The sequence below is a fragment of the Micromonospora halophytica genome (assembly GCF_900090245.1).
GTDB lineage: Bacteria > Actinomycetota > Actinomycetes > Mycobacteriales > Micromonosporaceae > Micromonospora > Micromonospora halophytica.
Genome location: NZ_FMDN01000008.1, coordinates 65,988 through 85,416 on the forward strand (window position 1 = coordinate 65,988; position 19,429 = coordinate 85,416).

Sequence of the window (19,429 nt, forward strand, 5' to 3'; positions counted from 1 at the left end):
ACCCGGCCACCGCCAGCTACGAGATGGACATCGACACCCTCGCCGACTGGATCGCCACCCGCGGCTACTCCCACTGACCCACCACGACAAGGGCCGACCCCACCACGGGGCCGGCCCTTCGTCGTACCCGCGCGGTCCGGCGGTGGTGGGTGCGGCAGGATGGGGCCGTGGCGAGACGTCCAACCCATCGGCCCGACGACCCCAGCCGGCCGTGTCCGTGCGGCTCCGGCCTGCCGTACGCCGACTGCTGCGGCCCGGTGCACCGCGGCGAGGGCACGGCCGGTACGGCGGAGTCGCTGATGCGGTCCCGGTACACCGCGTTCGCCGTGGGTGACGCGGACTACCTGCTGCGCAGTTGGCACTCCTCGACCCGGCCGGCCCGGCTGCGGCTCGACCCGGCGCAGCAGTGGACCCGTCTGGAAATCGTGGACACCGAACGGGGCAGCCTGTTCGACAGCGAGGGCACGGTCACGTTCCGGGCCCACTACCGGGAGTCGGGCCGCCCGGGGACGCTCGACGAGCGCAGCCGCTTCGTCCGCGAGGACGGCCGCTGGGTCTACCTCGACGCCCTGCCCGACTGAGCTGGTCGACCCGACAGCCCACCGGAACGGCTCCGTCGCCGGGCCGGCCGGCCACCGTCACCGGGCAGCCCCCGAGAAGAGCGCCCGCCGTCCCCGGCCCCCGGTCGAGGCGTCAACCGTCACCGGGCCGACCCGGGCCGGACGGTCACCGCCACGGACCGCCCCGGCCGGCGCGCGTCCCGGGAGGTCAGCAGCCAGATCGCGACGATCAGGTACGGCACGGCCGCCGCCACGAAGGCGAGCGCGTTGCCGCCGGCCCCGGCGAGCAGGCCGTACCCGCCGTAGACGGCGATGATGGCGAGGTCGGTGGCCATCCCGGCGGCGGAGGTGACGGTGGCCCGGCTCGGGCCGGCGATCCGGGTCTGGAGCCGGGCGTCGGCCAGCACGGTGGCAATCTGGAATGCGCAGAAGGCGACACCGAGCAGCACGAATCCCGCCGGCTGCCGCAGCCCCGCCCCGACCGCGAGCGTCACCGCGGCGACGACCAGCAGGCCGGCGTAGCCGCGGGTGCTCAACCGTTCGGCCGGGGCGGTCAGCAGGCCGCCCAGGGTCACCCCCAGCCAGGTGAGCAGGAGCAGCAGCGGCACGGTCGACTGGGCGACGCCGGTGTCCCGGGCCAGCAGCGGCGTGTACTCGTCGAGGGCACCCCAGACGGTGGCGACCGCCGGCACCAGCAGCAGCGCGGCGCGCACCCGCCGGTCGGCCCGGGCCTCGGCCAGGCCGGCGCGCAGGCTCGCCAGCCAGCCCGGGTCGTCGCCGTCCTCCCCGGCCACGTCCGGCGGCGCGGTGTCGCGGTGCTCGGGCAGCCGGGTCGCTACGGCGGCGGCGAGCAGGCAGGCCAGCACGCTGGCCGCCCCGACGGCCGGGTAGCCGCCGACTGCCAGGACCGGGCCGGCCAGGCCGATCGAGGTGAGCGCCCCGAGCACTCCGGCGGTCTTCGCCCGACCCATGGTGCGGGCGTAGCGACCGGCGGCGTCGAGGCGGTCGAGTTCGGTGAAGACCAGCGCCTCCAGCGCGCCGGAGCCGAGCGCGCCACCGGCTCCCCAGAGGACGAAGCCGACGACGAACGCCGGGTACGACGGGGCGAGCACCCACAGGGCGTAGCCGGCGCCGGCCAGCAGCGGTGCTAGGCAGAGCAGCAGGCGGCGGGAGAACGCGTCGGCCCAGGCGCCGGAGGGCACCTCCAGCAGGATGCTGGTCGCCGACCAGATGATGAAGAGCGACGAGATCTGCCCGACGGACAGGCCGGTGTCGCTGAACAGCAGCGCGTAGAGCGGATAGAGCAGGATGAAGTCGCACAGGAAGGCGTACGCGTAGAGCGTGCCGGCCAGGCGACGGACGCGGGGATCGGGCACGCGTGCGGGGACGGTGGTCATCGGGGCCTTTCCACGGGACCGGACGGACGCGGGACGTACGCGTCGCCCGGTGGTCCGCGGCAGCGGCCCTCAGGGACGGATCAACATCGCCAGGTCATGAGCCGATGCTAGCCCGTGCCGGCGCCGGGCGAAGTCCCCTGGACACCCGAAAACGCCGGCGGGACGGCAGCCCGTGTGGGCCCCGTCCCCGCCGGCGTCCGGCGTACGGTCAGCGGCGGAACTTGTCGGCGTCCGCCGGTGGGATCACCACGGTCGCCTCGACGTCGTCGCGGGCCGGCTCGTCGGGCGTGGCCGTCGCCTGCGGCGGGACGACCGGGCTCGCCGGCCGGGTCGCCTCGGCGCCGGCGTACGGAGCGACCGGCTGGGTCAGGTCGGACCCGTCGTGGCGCGGCACCACCTGGGTGGCGTCGGCGTCGTCGGTGCGCGGCACCACCTGGGTCGCGTCGGCGTCGTCGGTGCCCCGGGAGGCCGGGTACGCGCCGAGGTGCGCCTGTACGTCCCGCTTGCCCGCCTGGTACGCCCGGGCGTGGGTGGCGATGACCTGCGACTCCTGCTCGGCGCGGGTCAGCCAGGACTCCCAGCGGTTCTGCATCGGGCGGACCAGCCCGCCGCCGACGCCGACGACCAGGATGCCGCCGACGGTGGCGAGCACCGCGATCAGCACCGGGGTGGTCACCGCGGTGGCGACGCCGATCTGGTTGAGCGCGGCGATGACGCCCAGGCCGAGGATGAACACCGAGGCGATGTTGGCCAGCACCCGGCCGTACGAGAGGCCACCGAGTGCGCTGGAGATGATGTCCTTTACCGCGGTGGCGATGGCCGCGGCGACCACCACGATGACGATCGCGACGAACGCGCGCGGCAGCCAGGCGACGACCCCGGCGAGCAGGTCGGAGATCGGGTTGGGGCCCCAGATGCCGAAGGCGAGCTGGAGGGTGACCAGCAGGACCCCGTAGTAGGCGAGCTTGGCGACGATGTCGCTGGCGTCGTACCGCGAGCGGGCCAGGGCGGTCTTGATACCGCCGCGCTCGACCGCCTTGTCGAAGTGGACCCGCTCCAGCACCTTGTCCACGATCTTCAGCACGGCCTTGGCGATCAGCCAGCCCACCACGAGGATCGCCACGAAGGCGACCGCCTTGGGTAGGAAGAGCATCACCGCACGGAAGGCGTCACCCACCGCGTCGCCGACGTTGTCTCTCATACGGACCCTCCACACGGTCGAATCGGTCGGCTGCCGACCTACCCGAACCCGCCCGTGCGGAAACGCCCGTCAGGACGCCCGGCAGGCGTAGGTCACCTCGGTGCGGGCCTGGTGGGGTGAGGGGTCCACGATGTTGACGGTGGCGGTCTCCCGGGTGGTGCCGACGCCGCTGAAGGCCCACTTGAGGGTGAGGGTGACGGTCTTCTGGCCCCAGCCGACGCGCTCGCTGAGCAACGCGCCGGGCGTGGAGCCGGAGCGCAGCCACTGGTACTCGATCACTCCGGCCCGGCCGTTGGTGCGCACGGTGGCGACGACGTCGACGGTCACGTCGCAGCTGTCCCCGGCGGGCCGGGGCACAGCGACGTTCACCTCGGTGATCTCCAAGGGGTCGAGCCGCTGCCACAGCCAGAAACCGACGACGACCACCAGCGCGACGGTGAGCAGGGCGGAGAGCACGGAGACCACCCGTCGCCACAGCGGCCGGCGGCGGGCCGGGGGCGCCGCCGTGGGCCAGGCCGGCGCGGCCGGCGGCGTCGTGGGCACGCCGGGACCGAAACGCACCTCACCGCCCGGGGGTACGCCCCGGCCGGTGGCCGTCGCACCGCCGGCCCGCCCACCGTGTGCCGTCGGCGCGGTCAGGGCGGCGGTGACGTCGGGGTACGCCGCACCGGTCCGCGCCGTCGTGTCGGCAGCTGCCCACGTGCCGTCGCCCACGCCCGGCGTCCCGGTGCCGTGCAGGTGGACCGTCCGGTCCGTACCGTGCAGGTGCACGGTCTCGTCCGCACCGCGCAGGTGGACCGTCTCGTCCACACCGCGCAGGTGGACCGTCTCGTCCACACCGCGCAGGTGGACCGTCTCGTCCACACCGCGCAGGTGGACCGTCTCGTCCACACCGCGCAGGTGCACGGTCTCGTCGGTGGGGTGGGGGTACCCGGTGGGGTGGGCCGCGCCCAGGTGCACGGTCCGGTCGACGTCGGGAAACGGCGGCGTGGCGTCCCGGCCCACCGCCGGATCGACACCACCGAAGGACACCGTCCGGTCGGCCGCGCCCAGGTGGACGGTGCCCTCGTCGGGCCCCGCCGACAGGTGCACCGTCGGCTCACCCGCCGACAGGTGGACGGTGGGCTCGCCCTGCTCGTCCGGTCTGGTCATCCGAGCCCACCTCCGGTCGGGAACTGTCGCACCCTTGCCTCCTAGCCGGGAGTGCAGTACGAGGAGAGCGACACGTACTCCGGGCCCGCCGGCGCCGAGGCGTTGCCGGCGGCGTCGACGGCGATGACCTCGACCGGGATGCGCGTGCTCGACTTCGGGGTCGCGAGCTCACCCAACGTGCCCCGGTAGGCGCCGCCGCCCACATGGGTCATCCGGACCGTGTGGGTGGTGCCCGCCAACACGTACCGGAAGGAGACCCGCAGGTCGGCGCCTGCGGTCCGGTCGTCGGAGGCGGCGGCGGTGACCGTGCTGACCTGGATGCCGTACGGACAGCCGCCGGGCTCCAGGAAGCGGGGGGCGATGTCCAGCTTGCCCACCCACGGTGCGGTGACGTCCGGCGGCGGGGGCGGGCTCGTGCTGGGCGACGGGGGCGGCGTCGTGGTCGCCGGGCGGGAGCGGGTGGGGGTCGCCGTCACCGACAGGGTCCGGGTGGGCGAGGGGCCGGCCTCGGAGGGGATCGGGGTGGGGGTCGGCGGCGGGGTCGGGCTGGGCGACACGGCGGTGATGGGCGGTGCGGCCACCGGGTCCTTCGGCGGGGCGAACGAGGTGACCGCCGACGCGCGGGGCGCGGACGTACCGTCGGCGAGGGCCAACGCCGGAGCGTGCCGGGAGGCGTAGCTGAGACCGGCCCCGCCGAGCAGCAGGGCCGCTACCAGGCCGCTGCCGAGCAGCGCGGCCCGGGCGCCACCGTGCCGCGGGAACATCCGCCCGATGCCGAGACTCGTGCTCGCCACGCTGGTGGCGCCGCCGACGCCGTCGGGGAACGGGAAGAGCGCGGCCAGCAGCGCGGCCCGCCGAGCCAGCTCGCGCAGGCCCCGCTCCTCCCAGTCCGGCCCGTACGCCGCTGCGGCGGTCTGCTCCAGTTCGGTGAGGAAGACGTACGCGGGTTGCGGCCGCTCGGCGGGGCTCTTGGCCATGCCGTACCGCAGCAGGTGGTGCACGGGCGGCGGCGCCGGGTCGGTGGGGATGGGCGCCAGGGCGTGCTGGTCGCGCAGGGTGAACAGGTCCTTGCCGTCGTACGGCGGACGGCCGGTCAGGCACTCGTAGAAGGTGGCGGTGGCGGCGTAGATGTCGCAGGCCGGGCTGGCCGGCGCTCCCGTCCACTGCTCGGGTGCCATGTACCGGGGGGTGCCGCTGACCGAGCCGCCGCCGTCGCGGCCCATCGGCACGGCGATGCCGAAGTCGGCGAGCTTGCTGCGCCCTTCGACGTCGACCAGCACGTTCTCGGGTTTGTAGTCGCGGTGCACCACGCCCCGGGCGTGGGCGGCGGCGAGGCCGGCGAGCGAGCCCTTGAGCACGCAGAGCGCCGCCTCCGGCTCGGTGGCGCCGTGGGCGCGCAGCATCTGCCGCAGCGACACGCCGTTGACCAGCTCCATCACGATCGCCGCGCCCTGCGGCGACTCGGCGTACTCGTAGAGCCGGGAGATGTGCGGATCGTCGATCTCGACGAGCAGCAGCGCCTCGTCCCGGAACGCCGTGCGGAACGACGGGTCGTCGCCGACGGAGCTGATGAGGTACTTGATGGCGACGGGTACGCCGCTCGCGTCGTGAGTGGCGAGCAGGACGCGGCCGGACGCGCCGGCGCCGAGTTGCCGCACGGGTGTGTAACCGGAGAGCTGCCAGTCGGTGGTCACGCGGCGGTCCCCCCGGTCTGCCGGAGGTGGTCAGGGATCAGGGCCACGCTGATCATTCTCGCCCCCGGGCGCAACCCGGCCATCGGCGCAACGGTTGTTTTCCGACGTACGTACAGCCGTCGTGGCCGATGGGTTCCGGACAGGGGACTTCGGATGACCTGGATCCGCCAGGAGGTGTGCCGCAACATGTGCAGCGCCAGGTCGGTCGGGGCCGGCGTCGTCCTCGGCCGGGTGGAGCGCGACGTCGGCGATGCGCTGCCGCATCGACCGGCGGCGCAGCGCCGCCAGGGCCTCGTCGACGAGCCGGCTCAGCGGGTACGACAGCTCCGCCTCGAAGCGGCGGGCGGCGGCCGCGGTGGCGGCCCACTCGGCGTCGAGGACGGGCAGCAGCGACTCGGCCTTCGTCGTGAGCCGCACGATGCGCTGCCGGGCGTCCGCGCCGGCGGTGAGGGTGACGAGTCCGTCCTTCGTCATCTGCGCCACCGTCTGGCTCGCGGCGGAGTGGGTCACGCCGGTGGCCTGGGCCAGCTCCCGGATGGATTGCGGCCCAGCGTCGGCCAGCGCCCGCACCACCGGGGTGTACCGGGGGCGGAAGCCGGGCAGGCCGAGGTCGGCGTAGACGGCGGCCACGTCGCCGTCGAGCAGCTCCAGCAGGTGGCGCAGCCGGGTGCCGAGCAGCGCGGGACCGGAGGTGGGGTCGGGCACGTACGCTAATATAATAGCGCTGTTGCATTTCTCCCGGGGAGGGTCGCCGATGGACGAGCTGTATCCGCCGATCGAGCCGTACGACCACGGCATGCTCGACGTCGGCGACGGCAACCACGTGTACTGGGAGGCCTGCGGCAACCCGGCCGGCAAACCCGCCCTGGTCGTCCACGGTGGACCGGGCTCCGGGTGCGGCACCCGGGCCCGCCGCTACTTCGACCCGGCCCGCTACCGGGTGATCCTCTTCGACCAGCGCGGCTGCGGTCGCAGCACCCCGCACGCCGCCGACCCGGCGACCGACATGGGGCACAACACCACCCACCACCTGATCGCCGACATGGAACGACTCCGCACGCACCTGGGCGTCGAGCACTGGCTGCTGTACGGCGGGTCATGGGGCTCCACCCTGATCCTGGCGTACGCCGAACGGCACCCCGAGCGGGTGTCGGAGATCGTCATCGCCGCGGTCACCAGCACCCGCCGCAGCGAGATCGACTGGCTCTACCGGGGCGTGGGCCGGTTCTTCCCGCAGCAGTGGGACCGGTTCCTCGCCGGGGGCGGTGTCGGCCCCGACGGCGACGTCGTCGCCGCGTACGTCCGGCTGATGGAGCACCCCGACCCGGCGGTGCGGGACCGGGCGGTCCTCGACTGGTGCGCCTGGGAGGACGCGGTGGTGTCGGCGGAGGGCGCGGGCAATCCGTACGGCGACCGGCCGTCGGCGGACCGGACTGCCCTGGTACGCATCTGCGCGCACTACTTCGCCCACGGCGCCTGGCTGGCGGAGGGTGAGCTGATCCGCGAAGCAGGCCGGTTGGCCGACATTCCCGGGGTGCTGATCCACGGCCGGCTCGACCTGGGCAGCCCGCTGGTGACCGCCTGGGAGCTGCACCGGGCCTGGCCGGGCGCGCGGTTGCACGTGGTCGAGCAGGCCGGCCACCTGGGCAACGTGGAGACCCGGCGGCACCTGCTGGCCGCCTTCGACCGGTTCGCCGCCGGCTGGCGGATGCCGCACCGGGGACGGGTCGGGGCGGACGCCTGACCGGACGGGGTTGACCGGACGGGGTTGACCGGACGGCGAACGGATCGACGCGGACCTCTAGCGCGTACGCCACCTTTGGCAATATCCTCCACGTCACGCGCGCAGTATGGAGCTCCTTTTCACATCCGTCACCAGTGCCGCCGTCGGCCGCCGAGGAGATGCCATGCACTTCGACCACCCTGAACTCGACCGCCGTACCCTGCTGCGGGCCGGTCTGGGCGCAGCCACCGTCGCGGTCGTCGGGTCCGAACTGGCCCTCCCGGCCGCCGCCCAGGCCGACCCGGGCGCGGACCTCGACTGGATCATCAGCTGCGACGAGTGGGGCGCCCGCCCACCGGCGGACCCGCTGGTGATCAGCGCGATCCCCACCAACAAGATCATCGTCCATCACATGGCGTTCCCGAACGTCACGGACTACTCCGAGGCGCAGGCGATCAAGCTGGCCCGCGACTGCCAGAACCTGCACATGGACAACAACCGCTGGTCCGACACCGGCCAGCACTTCACCATCAGCCGCGGCGGCTACGTCCTCGAAGGCCGCCACGGCAGCCTGGAGCGGCTGGCCGCCGGCGACCGGCAGATGGTCTCCGCCCACTGCCCCGGGGAGAACGGCCGCTCCATCGGCATCGAGAACGAGGGCACCTACGTCACCGACACCCCGCCGGACGCGCTGCTGGACTCCCTGGTGGACCTCTGCACCACCATCTGCCGGCAGTACGGGCTGCACGCGCACGACATCTTCGGCCACTGGGACTTCCGGACCACCCTCTGCCCCGGCGCCACGTTCTACCGCCTCTTCCCCACCGTGCGCCGGCGGGTGTTCGACAAGCTCGGCACCGACCTCGCCGACGTGCCGGCCCGCCGCTGGCCCGACCTGTGGCGTTTCGTCGGCTCCCCCGCCGTCCGGGTCGCCCAGTACCTGCTGGCGTACCGGGGTTACGCCGTCACGCCGAACAGCGCCTTCGACGCCGCCACGATCGCGGCGGTGCAGGACTGGCAGGCGCGCAACGGCATCCCCGTCGACGTCGACGCCACCCTCACCGGCCCCACCTGGGAGACCCTCGCCCCCGAGCTGGACTCCGACGCCACCGGCCTGCCGGTGGAGGCGATGCAGTTCATGCTCAACTGGAAGGGCCACGCCGAGGTCACCGTCACCGGCGAGTACGACCACGCCACGAAGAAGGCCGTGAAGGACCTCCAGCAGCTGCACGGGCTGCCGCGCACCGGCACGGTCAGCACCAGCACCTGGTGCGCCCTGGTCGGCGGCATCGTCCGCCAGTCGTTCCGCCAGCACTGAGCAGGGACGGCCACGGCGGTGGCGGGCCCTGCCGGCCCGCCACCGCCGCATGACCACCGTCCGCCGGCTCACCGGGTCAGGCGGGCCACCGCCCCTGTCTCCAGGGCGATCCACACGTCGCCGTCCGGCGCGACCACGATCCCGTGCGGCTCGCAGGCCGGCGTCGGCAGCGCGTACTCCTCGATGACGCCCTCGGCGGTGACGTGCCCGACCCGGTTGCCGCCCCACTCCGTCAACCAGCAGCCGCCGGCCGGGTCGGCGGCGATCGCGTGCGGACGGGCGGCCCGGTCGGGCAGCGGGTACTCGCGGACGGCACCGTCCACGGTGATCCGGCCGACCTGGCCGGCACCGATCTCGACGAACCAGAGCGCCCCGTCGGCGGCGCGGGTGATGCCGACCGGCGCGGCCCCGGCGGTGGGCAGCGGGTGGACGTCGACCTTCCCGTCCGGGGTGATCCGGCCGATCGCGTGGGCCTGGTTCAGGGTGAACCAGCAGGCGTCGTCCGGTCCGGCGACGATCATCGACGGCATGCCGCCGGTGACCGGCAGGTCGACGTGGGTCAGCTCGCCGTCGGTGGTGATCCGGCCGATCCGGTCGGCGGCCAGCTCGGTGAACCAGAGCGCACCGTCCGGGCCGGCCGCGATGCCGTAGGGGCCGGCGCCGGGCACGGCGTGCGAGGTGAGCGTGCCGTCGAGGGCGAGCCGGCCGATGCGGTGGTCCCGCATCCGGGTGAACCAGAGTGCGCCGTCCGGGGCGGTGGCGAGCAGAGCGGGGCCGCAGCGGGGGTCGTCCAGGTCGTGGCGGCGCACGTCCCCGTCGGCGGTGATCCGGGCGATCGCTCCGGTGTGGACCAGGGTGCACCACAGCGCGCCGTCCGGGCCGACGGTGATCGCGTACGGGCCGGCGTCGGGCCCGGCCACGGGCAGTTCGGTGATGGTGGGTGGCATGTGGACTCCCGTCAGGCGGTCGGTGCGGAGGTGAGCAGGCGGCCCGCCGCCAACGACCGGGTCGTGCCCGGCCAGCGGCGGCGCAGCCGGCGGTCGTGGCTGACCACGACCACCGCGCCCGGGTACGCCCACAGGGCGGTTTCCAGTTCCTCGACCAGGCCGAGGGAGAGGTGGTTGGTCGGCTCGTCGAGCAGCAGGACGCCGGCCGGGGCGGTGAACAGACGGGCCAGGCCGAGGCGCTGCCGCTGCCCGGTGGAGAGCCTGCCGACGGGCACGTCGAGCAGGTCGGGCGGGAAGAGCCCGAGCGACAGCAGCGCGGCCCGGTGCTGCTCGGCGTCACCGGCCCGGCCGTGCGCGTACGCGGCCAGCAGCGACTGCCCGGGACGGTCGGCGGGGACGTCCTGGGGCAGGTGGCCGACCGGAACGCGCCGCGCCACCTGGCCGGTGTCGGGGCGCAGTTCCCCGGCGAGGACCCGCAGCAGGGTGCTCTTGCCGGCGCCGTTGGGCCCGGTGAGCAGCAGCCGCTGCCCCGCCCGTACGGTCAGGTCGACCGGGTGCAGCCGGCCGGCGACGGCCACACCGACGGCGTCGAGCACGATCCCGTCCACGGGCGGGGCCGGCGGCGGGGTGAACCGCAGCGGCTGCGGCGGGGGCGGCACCGGGTCGGCCTCCAGGCGGCGCAGCCGCTGCTCGGCGTTGCGGACCCGGCTGGCCAGGGACTGCTGCACCCGCCCGCCGGCCCGGTCGTACGCCATCTTGTTGCCGTCGGTCATCGGGCGGCCCGGCGCGACCTGACGGGCGGTGGTGGCCGCGGTGCGGCGCAGCCGCTCGACCTCCTCGTGCCAGGCCCGGTGCGCCTGGGCCCAGCGTTGCCGGACGGCGGCCCGCTCGGCGAGGTACCCGGCGTAGCCGGCGCCGTGCCGGACGAGGGCGCGCCGGTCGGCGTCGACCTCGATCAGTACGGTGGCGACCCGCTCCAGGAAGACCCGGTCGTGGGAGACGACCACGGTGGTGCCGCGCCGGCTGCGCAGGTGCTCCTCCAGCCAGCCGAGCGCCGCGTCGTCGAGGTGGTTGGTGGGCTCGTCGAGCAGCAGCACCTCGGTGCCGGCGGCGAGCACCGCGGCCAGGTGCAGACGGGCCTGCTCCCCGCCGGAGAGGTCGCCGAGGCGGCGGTCCCGGTCGACGCCGGCCAGGCCGAGGCCGTGCAGGGCCCGCTCGACCCGGGCGTCGGCGTCGTAGCCGCCGCGCAGCTCGAAGGCGGTCGCCAGGTCGCCGTACTCGGTGAGCAGGCGCGGATCGGCGGACGTGAGCAGCGGCTCCAGCTCGCGTAGCCGGGCCCGCATGGCCCGCAGGTCGGCCAGGGCGGCGTCGACGGCCTGACCGACGGTCAGGTGGGGCGGCAGCGGGGCGTCCTGCGCGAGGTGGCCGACGCCGCCGTCTGCGGTGACGGTGACCGTGCCGTCGTCGGGGGTGTCGAGGCCGGCGAGCAGGCGCAGCAGTGTCGACTTGCCGGAGCCGTTCTCGCCGACCACACCGGCCCGCTCGCCGGGCGCGACCGCGCAGGTCACCGTGTCGAGCAGCCGGCGGTTGCCGTACGCCTTGGTCAGGTCGTGGACGCTGATCTGGGTGGGCATGCGACATCTCCACGGGTCGGTGGTCGGGGCGACCGCGGCAGGGCGCGGCCGTCGGGACGATCACCTCACCGGAGCATCGGCGGCCTCCTTAACGCGACAACTGTTGCTGTAGGATCGTGCCATGGACGAGTCGCCGCCGGCAACCCGCATCCCCGATCCGCCATCGCCCGGCCCTGTCCGGCGGCCCGGCGGACGCAGCGCCCAGGTACGCCGCCGGGTCCTCGACGCGGTCACCGCCCTGCTGGTCGAGCAGGGCTACGACGCGCTGACCGTCGACGCCGTCGCCGACCGGTCCGGGGTGCACCGCACCACCGTCTACCGGCGCTGGCGCGACGTCGGCGGGCTCCTCGCCGGCGTGCTCGCCGAAGCCACCGGCGAGGACTGGCGGCCCCGCGACACCGGCAGCCTCGACGGCGACCTGGTGGCGATCAACCGCGAGGTGCACGAGGCACTGACCGGCGACCCGCCACTGACCGGCGCGCTGATCGCCGCGTCGTTCCGCTCCCCGCCGGCCGCCGAGGCGCTGCGCGCCTTCTGGGCAGACCGGTACGACCGCTGCGCGGTGGTCGTCCACCGGGCGGTGGCCCGGGGCGAGGTGCCCGCCGGGACCGACGCGCGCGCCCTGCTGGTCGCGGCGACCGCGCCCGTCTACCACGAGCTGCTCCTGCTGCGCAGCGGCGCGGACGCGGCGCTCGCGCAGCGGGCGGCCCGGGCGGCGGCGCTCGCGGCGGCGGCGGGGGCCTTCGTCCCGGTGTGACCGGCGTGTACGCCCCCGCCGGGACCGCCCCCGGTGCGACGATGCGCTGGTCGACCTCGAGGAGGATGCCGTGACGTCGCAGCTCAACCCGTACCTGAACTTCGCCGGCAACGCCCGTGCGGCGATGGAGTTCTACCAGCAGGTGTTCGGCGGGGACCTGTCGCTGACCACGTTCCGCGAGTTCGGCATGGCGGACCCGACCGTCGCCGACCAGATCATGCACGGCATGCTGCGCACCGCCGCCGGCCACCTGCTGATGGCCTCGGACATGCCGCCCGGGATGGAGCTGCGCCGCGGCAACGCCAACACCATCTCCCTGAGCGGGGACGACGCCGAGGAGCTGCGCCGCTGGTGGGACCAGCTCTCCTCCGGAGGGGTGGTCAGCGTGCCGCTGGAGAAGCAGATGTGGGGCGACGAGTTCGGGCAGTGCGAGGACCGGTTCGGCACCCCGTGGATGGTCAACATCAGCCAGGCATCGAGCTGAGCGCACGGTTTGACCGACGGCGGGACCGGAAAGTGTGGCGGGATGAAGTGGACCGGTCGAGCCCTACCCGTCGTCGCCGCCGCTCTCGCGGGCCTCGCCGCCCGCGACGTCCTCCAGCGCGACCACGCGCTGCTGCGCAACTTCCCGGTCATCGGGCGGGCCCGCTACCTGTTGGAGTCGATCGGGCCGGAGCTGCGGCAGTACATCGTGGCGGGCAACAACGAGGAGCGGCCCTTCACCCGTGACCAGCGGCGCTGGATCTACGCCTCGGCCAAGCAGGAGAACAACTACTTCGGCTTCGGCACGGACAACGACATCGAGCACACCCCCGGCTATCCGATCATCAAACACCGCACGTTCGGCCGGGCGGTGCCGCCGTCGACCCCGACCGCGGGCCACGACGTACGGCTGCCGGCGGCGAAGGTGCTCGGCGGGGCGCGCGGCCGGGCCGGGGCGTTCCGGCCGGAGTCGGTGGTCAACCTCTCCGGAATGAGCTTCGGCTCGCTGTCGGGCAACGCGGTGACCGCGTTGAACAAGGGCGCGGCGCTGGCGGGCTGCCTGCAGAACACCGGCGAAGGCGGGCTGTCTCCGTACCACCGAAACGGTGGTGACCTGGTGTTCCAGCTCGGCACCGCGTACTTCGGCTGCCGGGACGACCGCGGCCGGTTCGACCTCGACAGGCTCAAGGACCTGGTGGCCGGGGCGCCGGTGCGGGCCCTGGAGGTCAAGCTCAGCCAGGGCGCGAAACCCAGCCTGGGCGGGCTGCTGCCCGCCGCGAAGGTGTCGGCGGAGATCGCGGCGACCCGGGGCATCCCCGAGGGCAGGGACTGCGTCAGCCCGTCCCGGCACGCCGAGTTCTCCGACTGCGACAGCCTGCTGGACTGGGTGGAACTGCTCGCCGCCGAGACCGGCCTGCCGGTGGGCATCAAGTCCGCCGTCGGCGACCTCGCCTTCTGGGAGGAGCTGACCACGCTGATGCGCGACACCGGGCGCGGGGTGGACTTCGTGACCGTCGACGGCGGTGAGGGCGGCACCGGGGCCGCGCCGCTGATCTTCACCGACTCGGTGTCGCTGCCGTTCCAGCAGGGCTTCGCCCGCGTCTACCGGACCTTCGCCGAGCGCGGGCTGCACGAGGACGTGGTGTTCGTGGGCGCCGGCAAGCTGGGCCTGCCGGACAACGCGGTCGTGGCGTTCGCGCTCGGCTGCGACATGGTCAACGTGGGCCGGGAGGCGATGCTGGCGATCGGCTGCATCCAGGCGCAGAAGTGCCACACCGACACCTGCCCCACCGGCGTCGCCACCCAGAACCCGTGGCTGGCCCGAGGGCTGGACCCGGCGCTGAAGTCGGTGCGCGCCGCCAACTACGTCCGTACGCTGCGGCGGGACCTGGTGAAGGTCGCCGAGGCGTGCGGGGTGGAGCACCCCGGGCTGATCGACACCGACGCCGTCGAGATCCTCGACGGTCGCACCTCGTCCACCCCACTGCGGGAGGTGTACGACTACCGCCCCGAGTGGGGGCTGCCGTCGGCCGCCGACCGGGCCGAGATCGTGGCGCTGATGACCGGGGAGGCACCGCGCGGCGGCAGCGCTCCCCCGTCGGCCACCGCCGTCGGCTGAGGCTCACTCCCTCGATCGCGCCGCCGACCGCGCGCAGATGCTCCCGGAACGTCGACGTCGGATCCTGCGCCCGCCGGGCCAGGCGCCGGGCCCGGGGCGGCCGTCACCGGCCGAAGGTGCGGGCGAGCAGGTCGGACAGGGCGGCCCAGTGCCGTTCGGTGGCCACCTCGTCGTACACCGGGGTGTCGGCCATGGTGAAACCGTGGCGCGCGCCGTCGTACCGCTCGGAGCGGTACCGCACGCCCGCCGCGTCGAGCGCCTTCTCCAGGGTCGCGATGTCGTCGGCGGTCATCGCCGGGTCGTTGTCGGCGTGGGCGAGGTACAGCTCGCCGGTGACCGCGCCGACGCCGAGGTGCGGGCTGTCCGGGGCGTCGGTGACGAGCCGCCCGGCGTGGAAGCTCGCCAGCGCGGCCAGCCGGTCGGGGTGCGCCTCGATGGCGCGCAGCGCGTTCCTGCCACCCATGCAGTACCCGACGATTACCGCCGGGCCGGGGGCGACGTCGGGCCGGGCGGCCAGGAAGTCCAGGTAGGCGGCGGTGTCCGCAGCCACCAGACCCGGGGTCAGCCCGTAGATCATGGGGGTGAGTCGGGCGAAGAGCGGGCCGTGCTGCGCCGGGTCGCCGAGCCCGGACAGGTCCACCAACGGGGCCCGGCCGGCCCGGTGGAACAGGTTCGGCACCAGCACCAGGTGCCCGTCGGCGGCGAGTCGCCCGGCCATCTCGGCCAGGCGCGGGCGCAGCCCGAACGCATCCATGAAGACCAGCACCGCCGGGAACGGTCCGTCCCCCTCCGGCCGCACCAGGTACGCGTCCGCCACGCCATCGCCCACCGGCACGTCCACCGTCGTCGTCCGCACCGCCGCGCCTCCCCCGTCGTCGTCGACCCGGACGCTACCCGGGCGACCGAAGAGACGCCGCCGGACCCGTGGGGGCCGCAGCACTTCATGGCCCGCCCGCTGGCCGCCTGGCGGCCGGCGATCCGCGGCGAGTTCGTGTCCGCGGAGCCGTTCCGCAGCCGGTAGGACCCACGTCCGGGCAGGTCAGCGTGGCGACGGTGACCAGCCATGCGAACATGTGTTCGTGTCGAACGAGGCCAGCATCCTGCACGCCGACCTGGACGCGTTCTACGCGTCGGTCGAGCAGCGCGACGACCCCCGGCTGCGCGGCCGGCCGGTCATCGTCGGCGGTGGCGTGGTGCTGGCCTGCAGCTACGAGGCGAAGGCGCGCGGGGTGCGCAGCGCGATGGGCGGCGGGCAGGCCCGCCGGCTCTGCCCGGACGCGGTGGTCGTACCGCCGAGGATGGCCGCGTACACGGCGGCGAGCCGGGCGGTGTTCGACATCTTCCGGCGGACCACCCCGCTCGTGGAGGGGCTCTCCATCGACGAGGCGTTCCTCGACGTGGGTGGTCTGCGCCGGCTGGTCGGTCCGCCGCTGGAGATCGCCGCACGGCTGCGCGGGGAGGTCAGCGAGCAGGTCGGCCTGCCGATCACCGTCGGGGTGGCCCGGACGAAGTTCCTCGCCAAGGTGGCCAGCGGGGTCGCCAAACCGGACGGACTGCTGCTGGTGCCGCCCGACGGTGAGCGGGACTTCCTGCACCCGCTGCCGGTGGAGCGGCTGTGGGGTGTCGGCCCGGTCACCGCGGCGAAGCTGCGCGAGCGCGGCATCCGTACCGTCGGGCAGGTCGCCCGCCTCGGCGAGGCGACCCTGGTCTCGCTGGTCGGCGGCGGCGCCGGCCGGCACCTGCACGCGCTGGCCCACAACCGGGATCCCCGGGCGGTGCAGGTGGGTCGGCGGCGCTCCTCGATGGGGGCGCAGCACGCCCTGGGCGGCGGTCCGAGGACCCCGGCCGACCTGGACGCGATCCTGTCCGGCCTCATCGACCGGGTGGCCCGCCGGATGCGCGCGGCCGGACGCTCCGGGCGCACCGTGGTGCTGCGGCTGCGCTTCGCCGACTACACCCGGGCCACCCGCTCGCACACCATCGGCAAGGCCACCGCACAGACCGCCGTCCTGTTGGACACGGCCCGGGCGCTGCTGCGGGCGGCGCTGCCCGAGATCGACCGTCGGGGCGTCACCCTGATCGGCGTCTCCGTCGGCAACCTCGACGATGCCCCGGTGCAGCCGGAACTGCCGTTCGCGCCGGATCCGGGCGCCGAGCTCGATGCGGCGGTCGACGCCGTACGCGACCGGTTCGGCTCCGCCGCGCTGACCCGGGCCACGCTGCTCGGCCGTGACCCCGGGCTGGAGATGCCCCGGCTGCCCGACTGAAGCGGGCTTTTCCCAGCCCTGCCCGTCGGGCATCCTTGATGGATGGGAGAGGTGCTGCCGATGCCCGGCTTCGGTGACCTGTTCACCGACACCCGGGGCGACGAGCGGACGATGCGGGTCAGCTACGGCCCGACGGGTGGCGCTGCCGGCTGTCCCGACACCCCGGGTCGCCTGAGTTCAGGCGGACCCGCCCGACGGCCGGTGGCCGGGGAGCCCGTCGAGCAGGAGCACGACGCCGTCGGTGGCGGCGACCCGGTCGCGGGAAATCTCCCGGTACTCCGGGGAGTCGGCCCACGCCTGGAAGCTCTCCCTGCTGTCGAAGGCCATGAGAACGACCTTGTCGTACGGCCACGTGCCCTCGACGACCTGCGGGGCCTCGTCGGCGGCGAGCAGCCGGCCCCGGTACTTCGCGAGGACCGGCAGGAAGGCCGCGGCGTAGCGGTCGTAGCGGTCGCGGTCGTGGACGGAGATCTGGGCGAGCGCGTAGACGGCCACCCGTCGATGCTACTTGCAGGTAACTTGATGGCGGGGGCGCGACCGGCGCCGCCGGCTCGGGCCTGAGAAAGTCGCACCGACAGCGGAAACCAGGACACGACCTGACCTGATTGACGCCTACCGTCGTCGTGGCCGGCGGCGCAGGGCCTCGGCAGGACCAGGGAGGTCGACCATGGACGTCGCGCCCGAGGGTTACCACACCGTCACCCCGTGGATCATCTCGCCAGGTGGCACCGCGAAGGTCATCGACTTCGTCGTCGACGTGTTCGACGCCGTCGAGTTGAGCCGGATGGAGGTCGACGGGCTCATCGGCCACGCCGAGGTCCGCGTCGGCGACTCCGTCGTCATGCTGTTCGACCAGCCACAGTGGCCGGCCACCCCGACCTTCCTGCGGCTGTACGTCGCCGACGACGCCGACGTGCTGGGCCGGGCGGTGGCCCGGGGTGCCACCGTCGTGACCGAACCGACCGAGCTCTTCTGGGGTGACCGGGTCAGCCGGTTCCGTGACCCGTTCGGCAACCTCTGGTGGGTGCACCAACGGGTGGCCGAGCCCACCGAGGAGGAGTTGGGCCGCCGCCTGGTCGACCCGGTCCTCGCCGCGAACATGGCGTACGTCCAGGGCGCGCTGGCCTCCCCGGACCGCTGACCGCCCCGACCTCGGGCGCACGCCTGGCACGCCTGCCGGCCGACCGGCCGAACCCGCCGGCCTGACAGGCGGCGACGGGACGCCGTGCCGGGCGCACGGCGGTTAGCATCCCGGGAATGTCGCTCACGCCGGGCCGGGTACGGCTGCTCATGCCGGTCGCGGCGGCGGTGTTCCTCGGCCTGGCCCTGACGATCCGTGCCCTCGACGACGGGGCACTGCGGCAGCACTCCGGCACCGCCCTGTACGCGTCGATGGTGTGGGCAGCGGTGCTCTTCCTCCGGCCCCCGCTGGCCCCGCTGCCGGCCGGGGCGATCGCGACGCTGTGCTGCTGGGCGGTGGAGTGCGCGCAGCTCACCGGGATCCCGGCGCAGTTGTCGGCGCACAGCCTGGCGGCCCGGCTGGCGCTGGGCGTGCAGTTCGATCCGGTGGATCTGGCCTGGTACCCGGTGGGAGTGGCGCCGCTGGTCGCACTGCACGCGCTGCTGTCCCGGCGCACGGCCGCGACGACCGCCTGAGCAGGTCCGCCCCGCCACTGCTGATCTTCCTGTCGGGCGCGGCTGCTACGGTCTCGCCGCCGTCGCCGCAGTAGGACCGGAGGTCACCGTGATCGCTTCCCACCTGTCGTCGTTCGCCGGGTCACCGGTGCTGCCGTTCACACCGGGCATGACCCTGCCGGCGGATCCGTCGGCGGTGGCCTGGCGGCTGGAGGTCGAGGACTTCGACGCCGACCCGGGGGAGTTCGCCGATCTGGTCCGGGCGCTGCGCGCCGAGGTGCCGGCCGACGCCGTACGAACGCTGGTGATCGGCGAGTGGGGCGAGGCGTACGAGCGGCCGCTGCCGGTGGACCTGCTCGTCGAGGCGGCGCGGGAGTGGACGGAGCTGCGTGCGCTCTTCCTCGCCGACCTGGTCAGCGAGCAGTGCGAGATCTCCTGGATCACCCACGGCGACGTCACCGGTCTGCTGGCGGCGTACCCGGCGCTGGAGGTGCTGCACGTGCGCGGCGCGCAGGGCCTGCGGCTGGAGCCGGTGAGGCACACCGGCCTGCGCGAGTTGCACGTCGAGTCCGGCGGGCTGCCGGGCACGGTGGTGCGGGCGGTCGGCGAGAGCGACCTGCCCGCGGTGCGGCGGCTGGAGCTGTGGCTCGGCCGCTCCGACTACGGCGGTGACACCACCGTGGACGACCTCGGCGCACTCCTGGCCGGTGACAATCTGCCGGCGCTGCGGCACCTGGCGGTCTGCAACGCCGACACCCAGGACGCCGTCGCGGCGGCGGTGGCCGGCGCCCCGGTCGTCGGACGGCTGGAGGTGCTCGACCTGTCCATGGGGGTGCTCACCGACACCGGCGCCGAGGCGCTGCTGTCCGGGCAGCCGCTGACCCACCTGCGCCGGCTCGACCTGCACCACCACTTCCTGTCGCCGCAGTGGCAGGACCGGCTCGTCGCGGCCCTGCCGGGTGTGGACGTCGACCTGTCCGACCCGCAGACCCCGGACGAGTACGACGGCCGGCAGTATCGGTTCACCGCGGTCGGGGAGTGAG

Annotated in this window: 19 protein-coding genes; 10 read left to right on the forward strand and 9 right to left on the reverse strand. The window is 74.3% G+C overall.

The features are described 5' to 3' along the window. Nucleotides 1-167: 167 nt before the first annotated feature. Nucleotides 168-581: a YchJ family protein gene (locus tag GA0070560_RS13720; protein WP_091295994.1), complete on the forward strand. Its 414-nt coding sequence runs from the start codon at nt 168-170 to the stop codon at nt 579-581. Between the two features lie 119 nt (nt 582-700). Here GA0070560_RS13720 and GA0070560_RS13725 read toward each other — a convergent pair whose 3' ends face one another. From GA0070560_RS13725 to GA0070560_RS13745, 5 genes are all read right to left on the reverse strand, one after another. Beyond that, nucleotides 701-1,957: an MFS transporter gene (locus tag GA0070560_RS13725; protein ID WP_091295997.1), complete on the reverse strand. Its 1,257-nt coding sequence runs from the start codon at nt 1,955-1,957 to the stop codon at nt 701-703. A 208-nt stretch (nt 1,958-2,165) separates the two neighbouring features. Then, nucleotides 2,166-3,158, reverse strand: a complete 993-nt coding sequence (locus GA0070560_RS13730) for a mechanosensitive ion channel family protein (RefSeq protein WP_091296001.1) — start codon at nt 3,156-3,158, stop codon at nt 2,166-2,168. 69 nt (nt 3,159-3,227) lie between these two features. Further along, on the reverse strand, nt 3,228-4,310 hold the full coding sequence (locus GA0070560_RS13735; protein ID WP_091296004.1) for a DUF3060 domain-containing protein: 1,083 nt from the start codon (nt 4,308-4,310) through the stop codon (nt 3,228-3,230). Nucleotides 4,311-4,351: 41 nt separating this feature from the next. Next, nucleotides 4,352-6,004 carry a serine/threonine-protein kinase gene (locus tag GA0070560_RS13740; RefSeq protein ID WP_091296007.1) on the reverse strand — a complete coding sequence of 551 codons (1,653 nt, stop codon included), beginning with the start codon at nt 6,002-6,004 and terminating at the stop codon, nt 4,352-4,354. Nucleotides 6,005-6,034: 30 nt separating this feature from the next. Then, entirely contained in the window at nt 6,035-6,709 is a 675-nt protein-coding gene (locus tag GA0070560_RS13745) for a MarR family winged helix-turn-helix transcriptional regulator (protein WP_211565831.1), read from the reverse strand. A gap of 49 nt (nt 6,710-6,758) precedes the next feature. Here GA0070560_RS13745 and pip point away from each other — a divergent pair, with 49 nt between their 5' ends. Both pip and GA0070560_RS13755 read left to right on the forward strand, forming a co-directional pair. After that, a complete protein-coding gene (gene pip, locus GA0070560_RS13750; protein WP_091296010.1) occupies nt 6,759-7,748 on the forward strand; it encodes a prolyl aminopeptidase in 990 nt (329 codons plus the stop codon). Nucleotides 7,749-7,911: 163 nt separating this feature from the next. Continuing rightward, on the forward strand, nt 7,912-9,045 hold the full coding sequence (locus tag GA0070560_RS13755; RefSeq protein WP_091296015.1) for a peptidoglycan recognition protein family protein: 1,134 nt from the start codon (nt 7,912-7,914) through the stop codon (nt 9,043-9,045). A 68-nt stretch (nt 9,046-9,113) separates the two neighbouring features. Here the strand turns inward: GA0070560_RS13755 and GA0070560_RS13760 are convergent, their stop codons facing one another. Further along, nucleotides 9,114-9,992: a Vgb family protein gene (locus tag GA0070560_RS13760; RefSeq protein ID WP_091296018.1), complete on the reverse strand. Its 879-nt coding sequence runs from the start codon at nt 9,990-9,992 to the stop codon at nt 9,114-9,116. 11 nt (nt 9,993-10,003) lie between these two features. Continuing rightward, entirely contained in the window at nt 10,004-11,626 is a 1,623-nt protein-coding gene (locus tag GA0070560_RS13765) for an ABC-F family ATP-binding cassette domain-containing protein (RefSeq protein WP_091296021.1), read from the reverse strand. Between the two features lie 121 nt (nt 11,627-11,747). On the opposite strand from GA0070560_RS13765, the gene GA0070560_RS13770 reads away from it, so the two are divergent. From GA0070560_RS13770 to GA0070560_RS13780, 3 genes are all read left to right on the forward strand, one after another. Next, a complete protein-coding gene (locus tag GA0070560_RS13770; RefSeq protein WP_091296024.1) occupies nt 11,748-12,383 on the forward strand; it encodes a TetR/AcrR family transcriptional regulator in 636 nt (211 codons plus the stop codon). 70 nt (nt 12,384-12,453) lie between these two features. Beyond that, on the forward strand, nt 12,454-12,867 hold the full coding sequence (locus GA0070560_RS13775) for a VOC family protein (RefSeq protein ID WP_091296027.1): 414 nt from the start codon (nt 12,454-12,456) through the stop codon (nt 12,865-12,867). Between the two features lie 42 nt (nt 12,868-12,909). After that, on the forward strand, nt 12,910-14,484 hold the full coding sequence (locus GA0070560_RS13780) for an FMN-binding glutamate synthase family protein (protein ID WP_091296030.1): 1,575 nt from the start codon (nt 12,910-12,912) through the stop codon (nt 14,482-14,484). 103 nt (nt 14,485-14,587) lie between these two features. Here the strand turns inward: GA0070560_RS13780 and GA0070560_RS13785 are convergent, their stop codons facing one another. After that, complete coding sequence (locus GA0070560_RS13785) at nt 14,588-15,340, reverse strand: dienelactone hydrolase family protein (RefSeq protein ID WP_091296503.1); 753 nt, start codon at nt 15,338-15,340, stop codon at nt 14,588-14,590. Between the two features lie 223 nt (nt 15,341-15,563). Here GA0070560_RS13785 and dinB point away from each other — a divergent pair, with 223 nt between their 5' ends. Then, nucleotides 15,564-16,751: a DNA polymerase IV gene (gene dinB / locus GA0070560_RS13790; RefSeq protein ID WP_091296507.1), complete on the forward strand. Its 1,188-nt coding sequence runs from the start codon at nt 15,564-15,566 to the stop codon at nt 16,749-16,751. Nucleotides 16,752-16,928: 177 nt separating this feature from the next. On the opposite strand, the gene GA0070560_RS13795 is transcribed toward dinB, so the two are convergent. Beyond that, nucleotides 16,929-17,246, reverse strand: coding sequence for a DUF1330 domain-containing protein (locus tag GA0070560_RS13795; protein ID WP_091296034.1), 318 nt, complete (start codon nt 17,244-17,246; stop codon nt 16,929-16,931). A 172-nt stretch (nt 17,247-17,418) separates the two neighbouring features. On the opposite strand from GA0070560_RS13795, the gene GA0070560_RS13800 reads away from it, so the two are divergent. From GA0070560_RS13800 to GA0070560_RS13810, 3 genes are all read left to right on the forward strand, one after another. After that, nucleotides 17,419-17,892: a VOC family protein gene (locus GA0070560_RS13800; protein ID WP_091296038.1), complete on the forward strand. Its 474-nt coding sequence runs from the start codon at nt 17,419-17,421 to the stop codon at nt 17,890-17,892. Nucleotides 17,893-18,008: 116 nt separating this feature from the next. Beyond that, entirely contained in the window at nt 18,009-18,407 is a 399-nt protein-coding gene (locus GA0070560_RS13805) for a ribosomal maturation YjgA family protein (RefSeq protein ID WP_091296042.1), read from the forward strand. Between the two features lie 88 nt (nt 18,408-18,495). Next, nucleotides 18,496-19,428, forward strand: coding sequence for an STM4015 family protein (locus GA0070560_RS13810; RefSeq protein WP_091296044.1), 933 nt, complete (start codon nt 18,496-18,498; stop codon nt 19,426-19,428). Nucleotide 19,429 lies beyond the last annotated feature (1 nt).

Bases quoted from the DNA above. Each gene is read 5' to 3' on its own strand.
- GA0070560_RS13765 (WP_091296021.1), bottom strand. From the start codon at position 11,626: ATGCCCACCCAGATCAGCGTCCACGACCTGACCAAGGCGTACGGCAAC.
- GA0070560_RS13800 (WP_091296038.1), top strand. From the start codon at position 17,419: ATGGACGTCGCGCCCGAGGGTTACCACACCGTCACCCCGTGGATCATC.
- GA0070560_RS13755 (WP_091296015.1), top strand. From the start codon at position 7,912: ATGCACTTCGACCACCCTGAACTCGACCGCCGTACCCTGCTGCGGGCC.
- pip (WP_091296010.1), top strand. From the start codon at position 6,759: ATGGACGAGCTGTATCCGCCGATCGAGCCGTACGACCACGGCATGCTC.
- GA0070560_RS13805 (WP_091296042.1), top strand. From the start codon at position 18,009: ATGTCGCTCACGCCGGGCCGGGTACGGCTGCTCATGCCGGTCGCGGCG.
- GA0070560_RS13725 (WP_091295997.1), bottom strand. From the start codon at position 1,957: ATGACCACCGTCCCCGCACGCGTGCCCGATCCCCGCGTCCGTCGCCTG.
- GA0070560_RS13735 (WP_091296004.1), bottom strand. From the start codon at position 4,310: ATGACCAGACCGGACGAGCAGGGCGAGCCCACCGTCCACCTGTCGGCG.
- GA0070560_RS13770 (WP_091296024.1), top strand. From the start codon at position 11,748: ATGGACGAGTCGCCGCCGGCAACCCGCATCCCCGATCCGCCATCGCCC.
- GA0070560_RS13760 (WP_091296018.1), bottom strand. From the start codon at position 9,992: ATGCCACCCACCATCACCGAACTGCCCGTGGCCGGGCCCGACGCCGGC.
- GA0070560_RS13780 (WP_091296030.1), top strand. From the start codon at position 12,910: ATGAAGTGGACCGGTCGAGCCCTACCCGTCGTCGCCGCCGCTCTCGCG.
- GA0070560_RS13730 (WP_091296001.1), bottom strand. From the start codon at position 3,158: ATGAGAGACAACGTCGGCGACGCGGTGGGTGACGCCTTCCGTGCGGTG.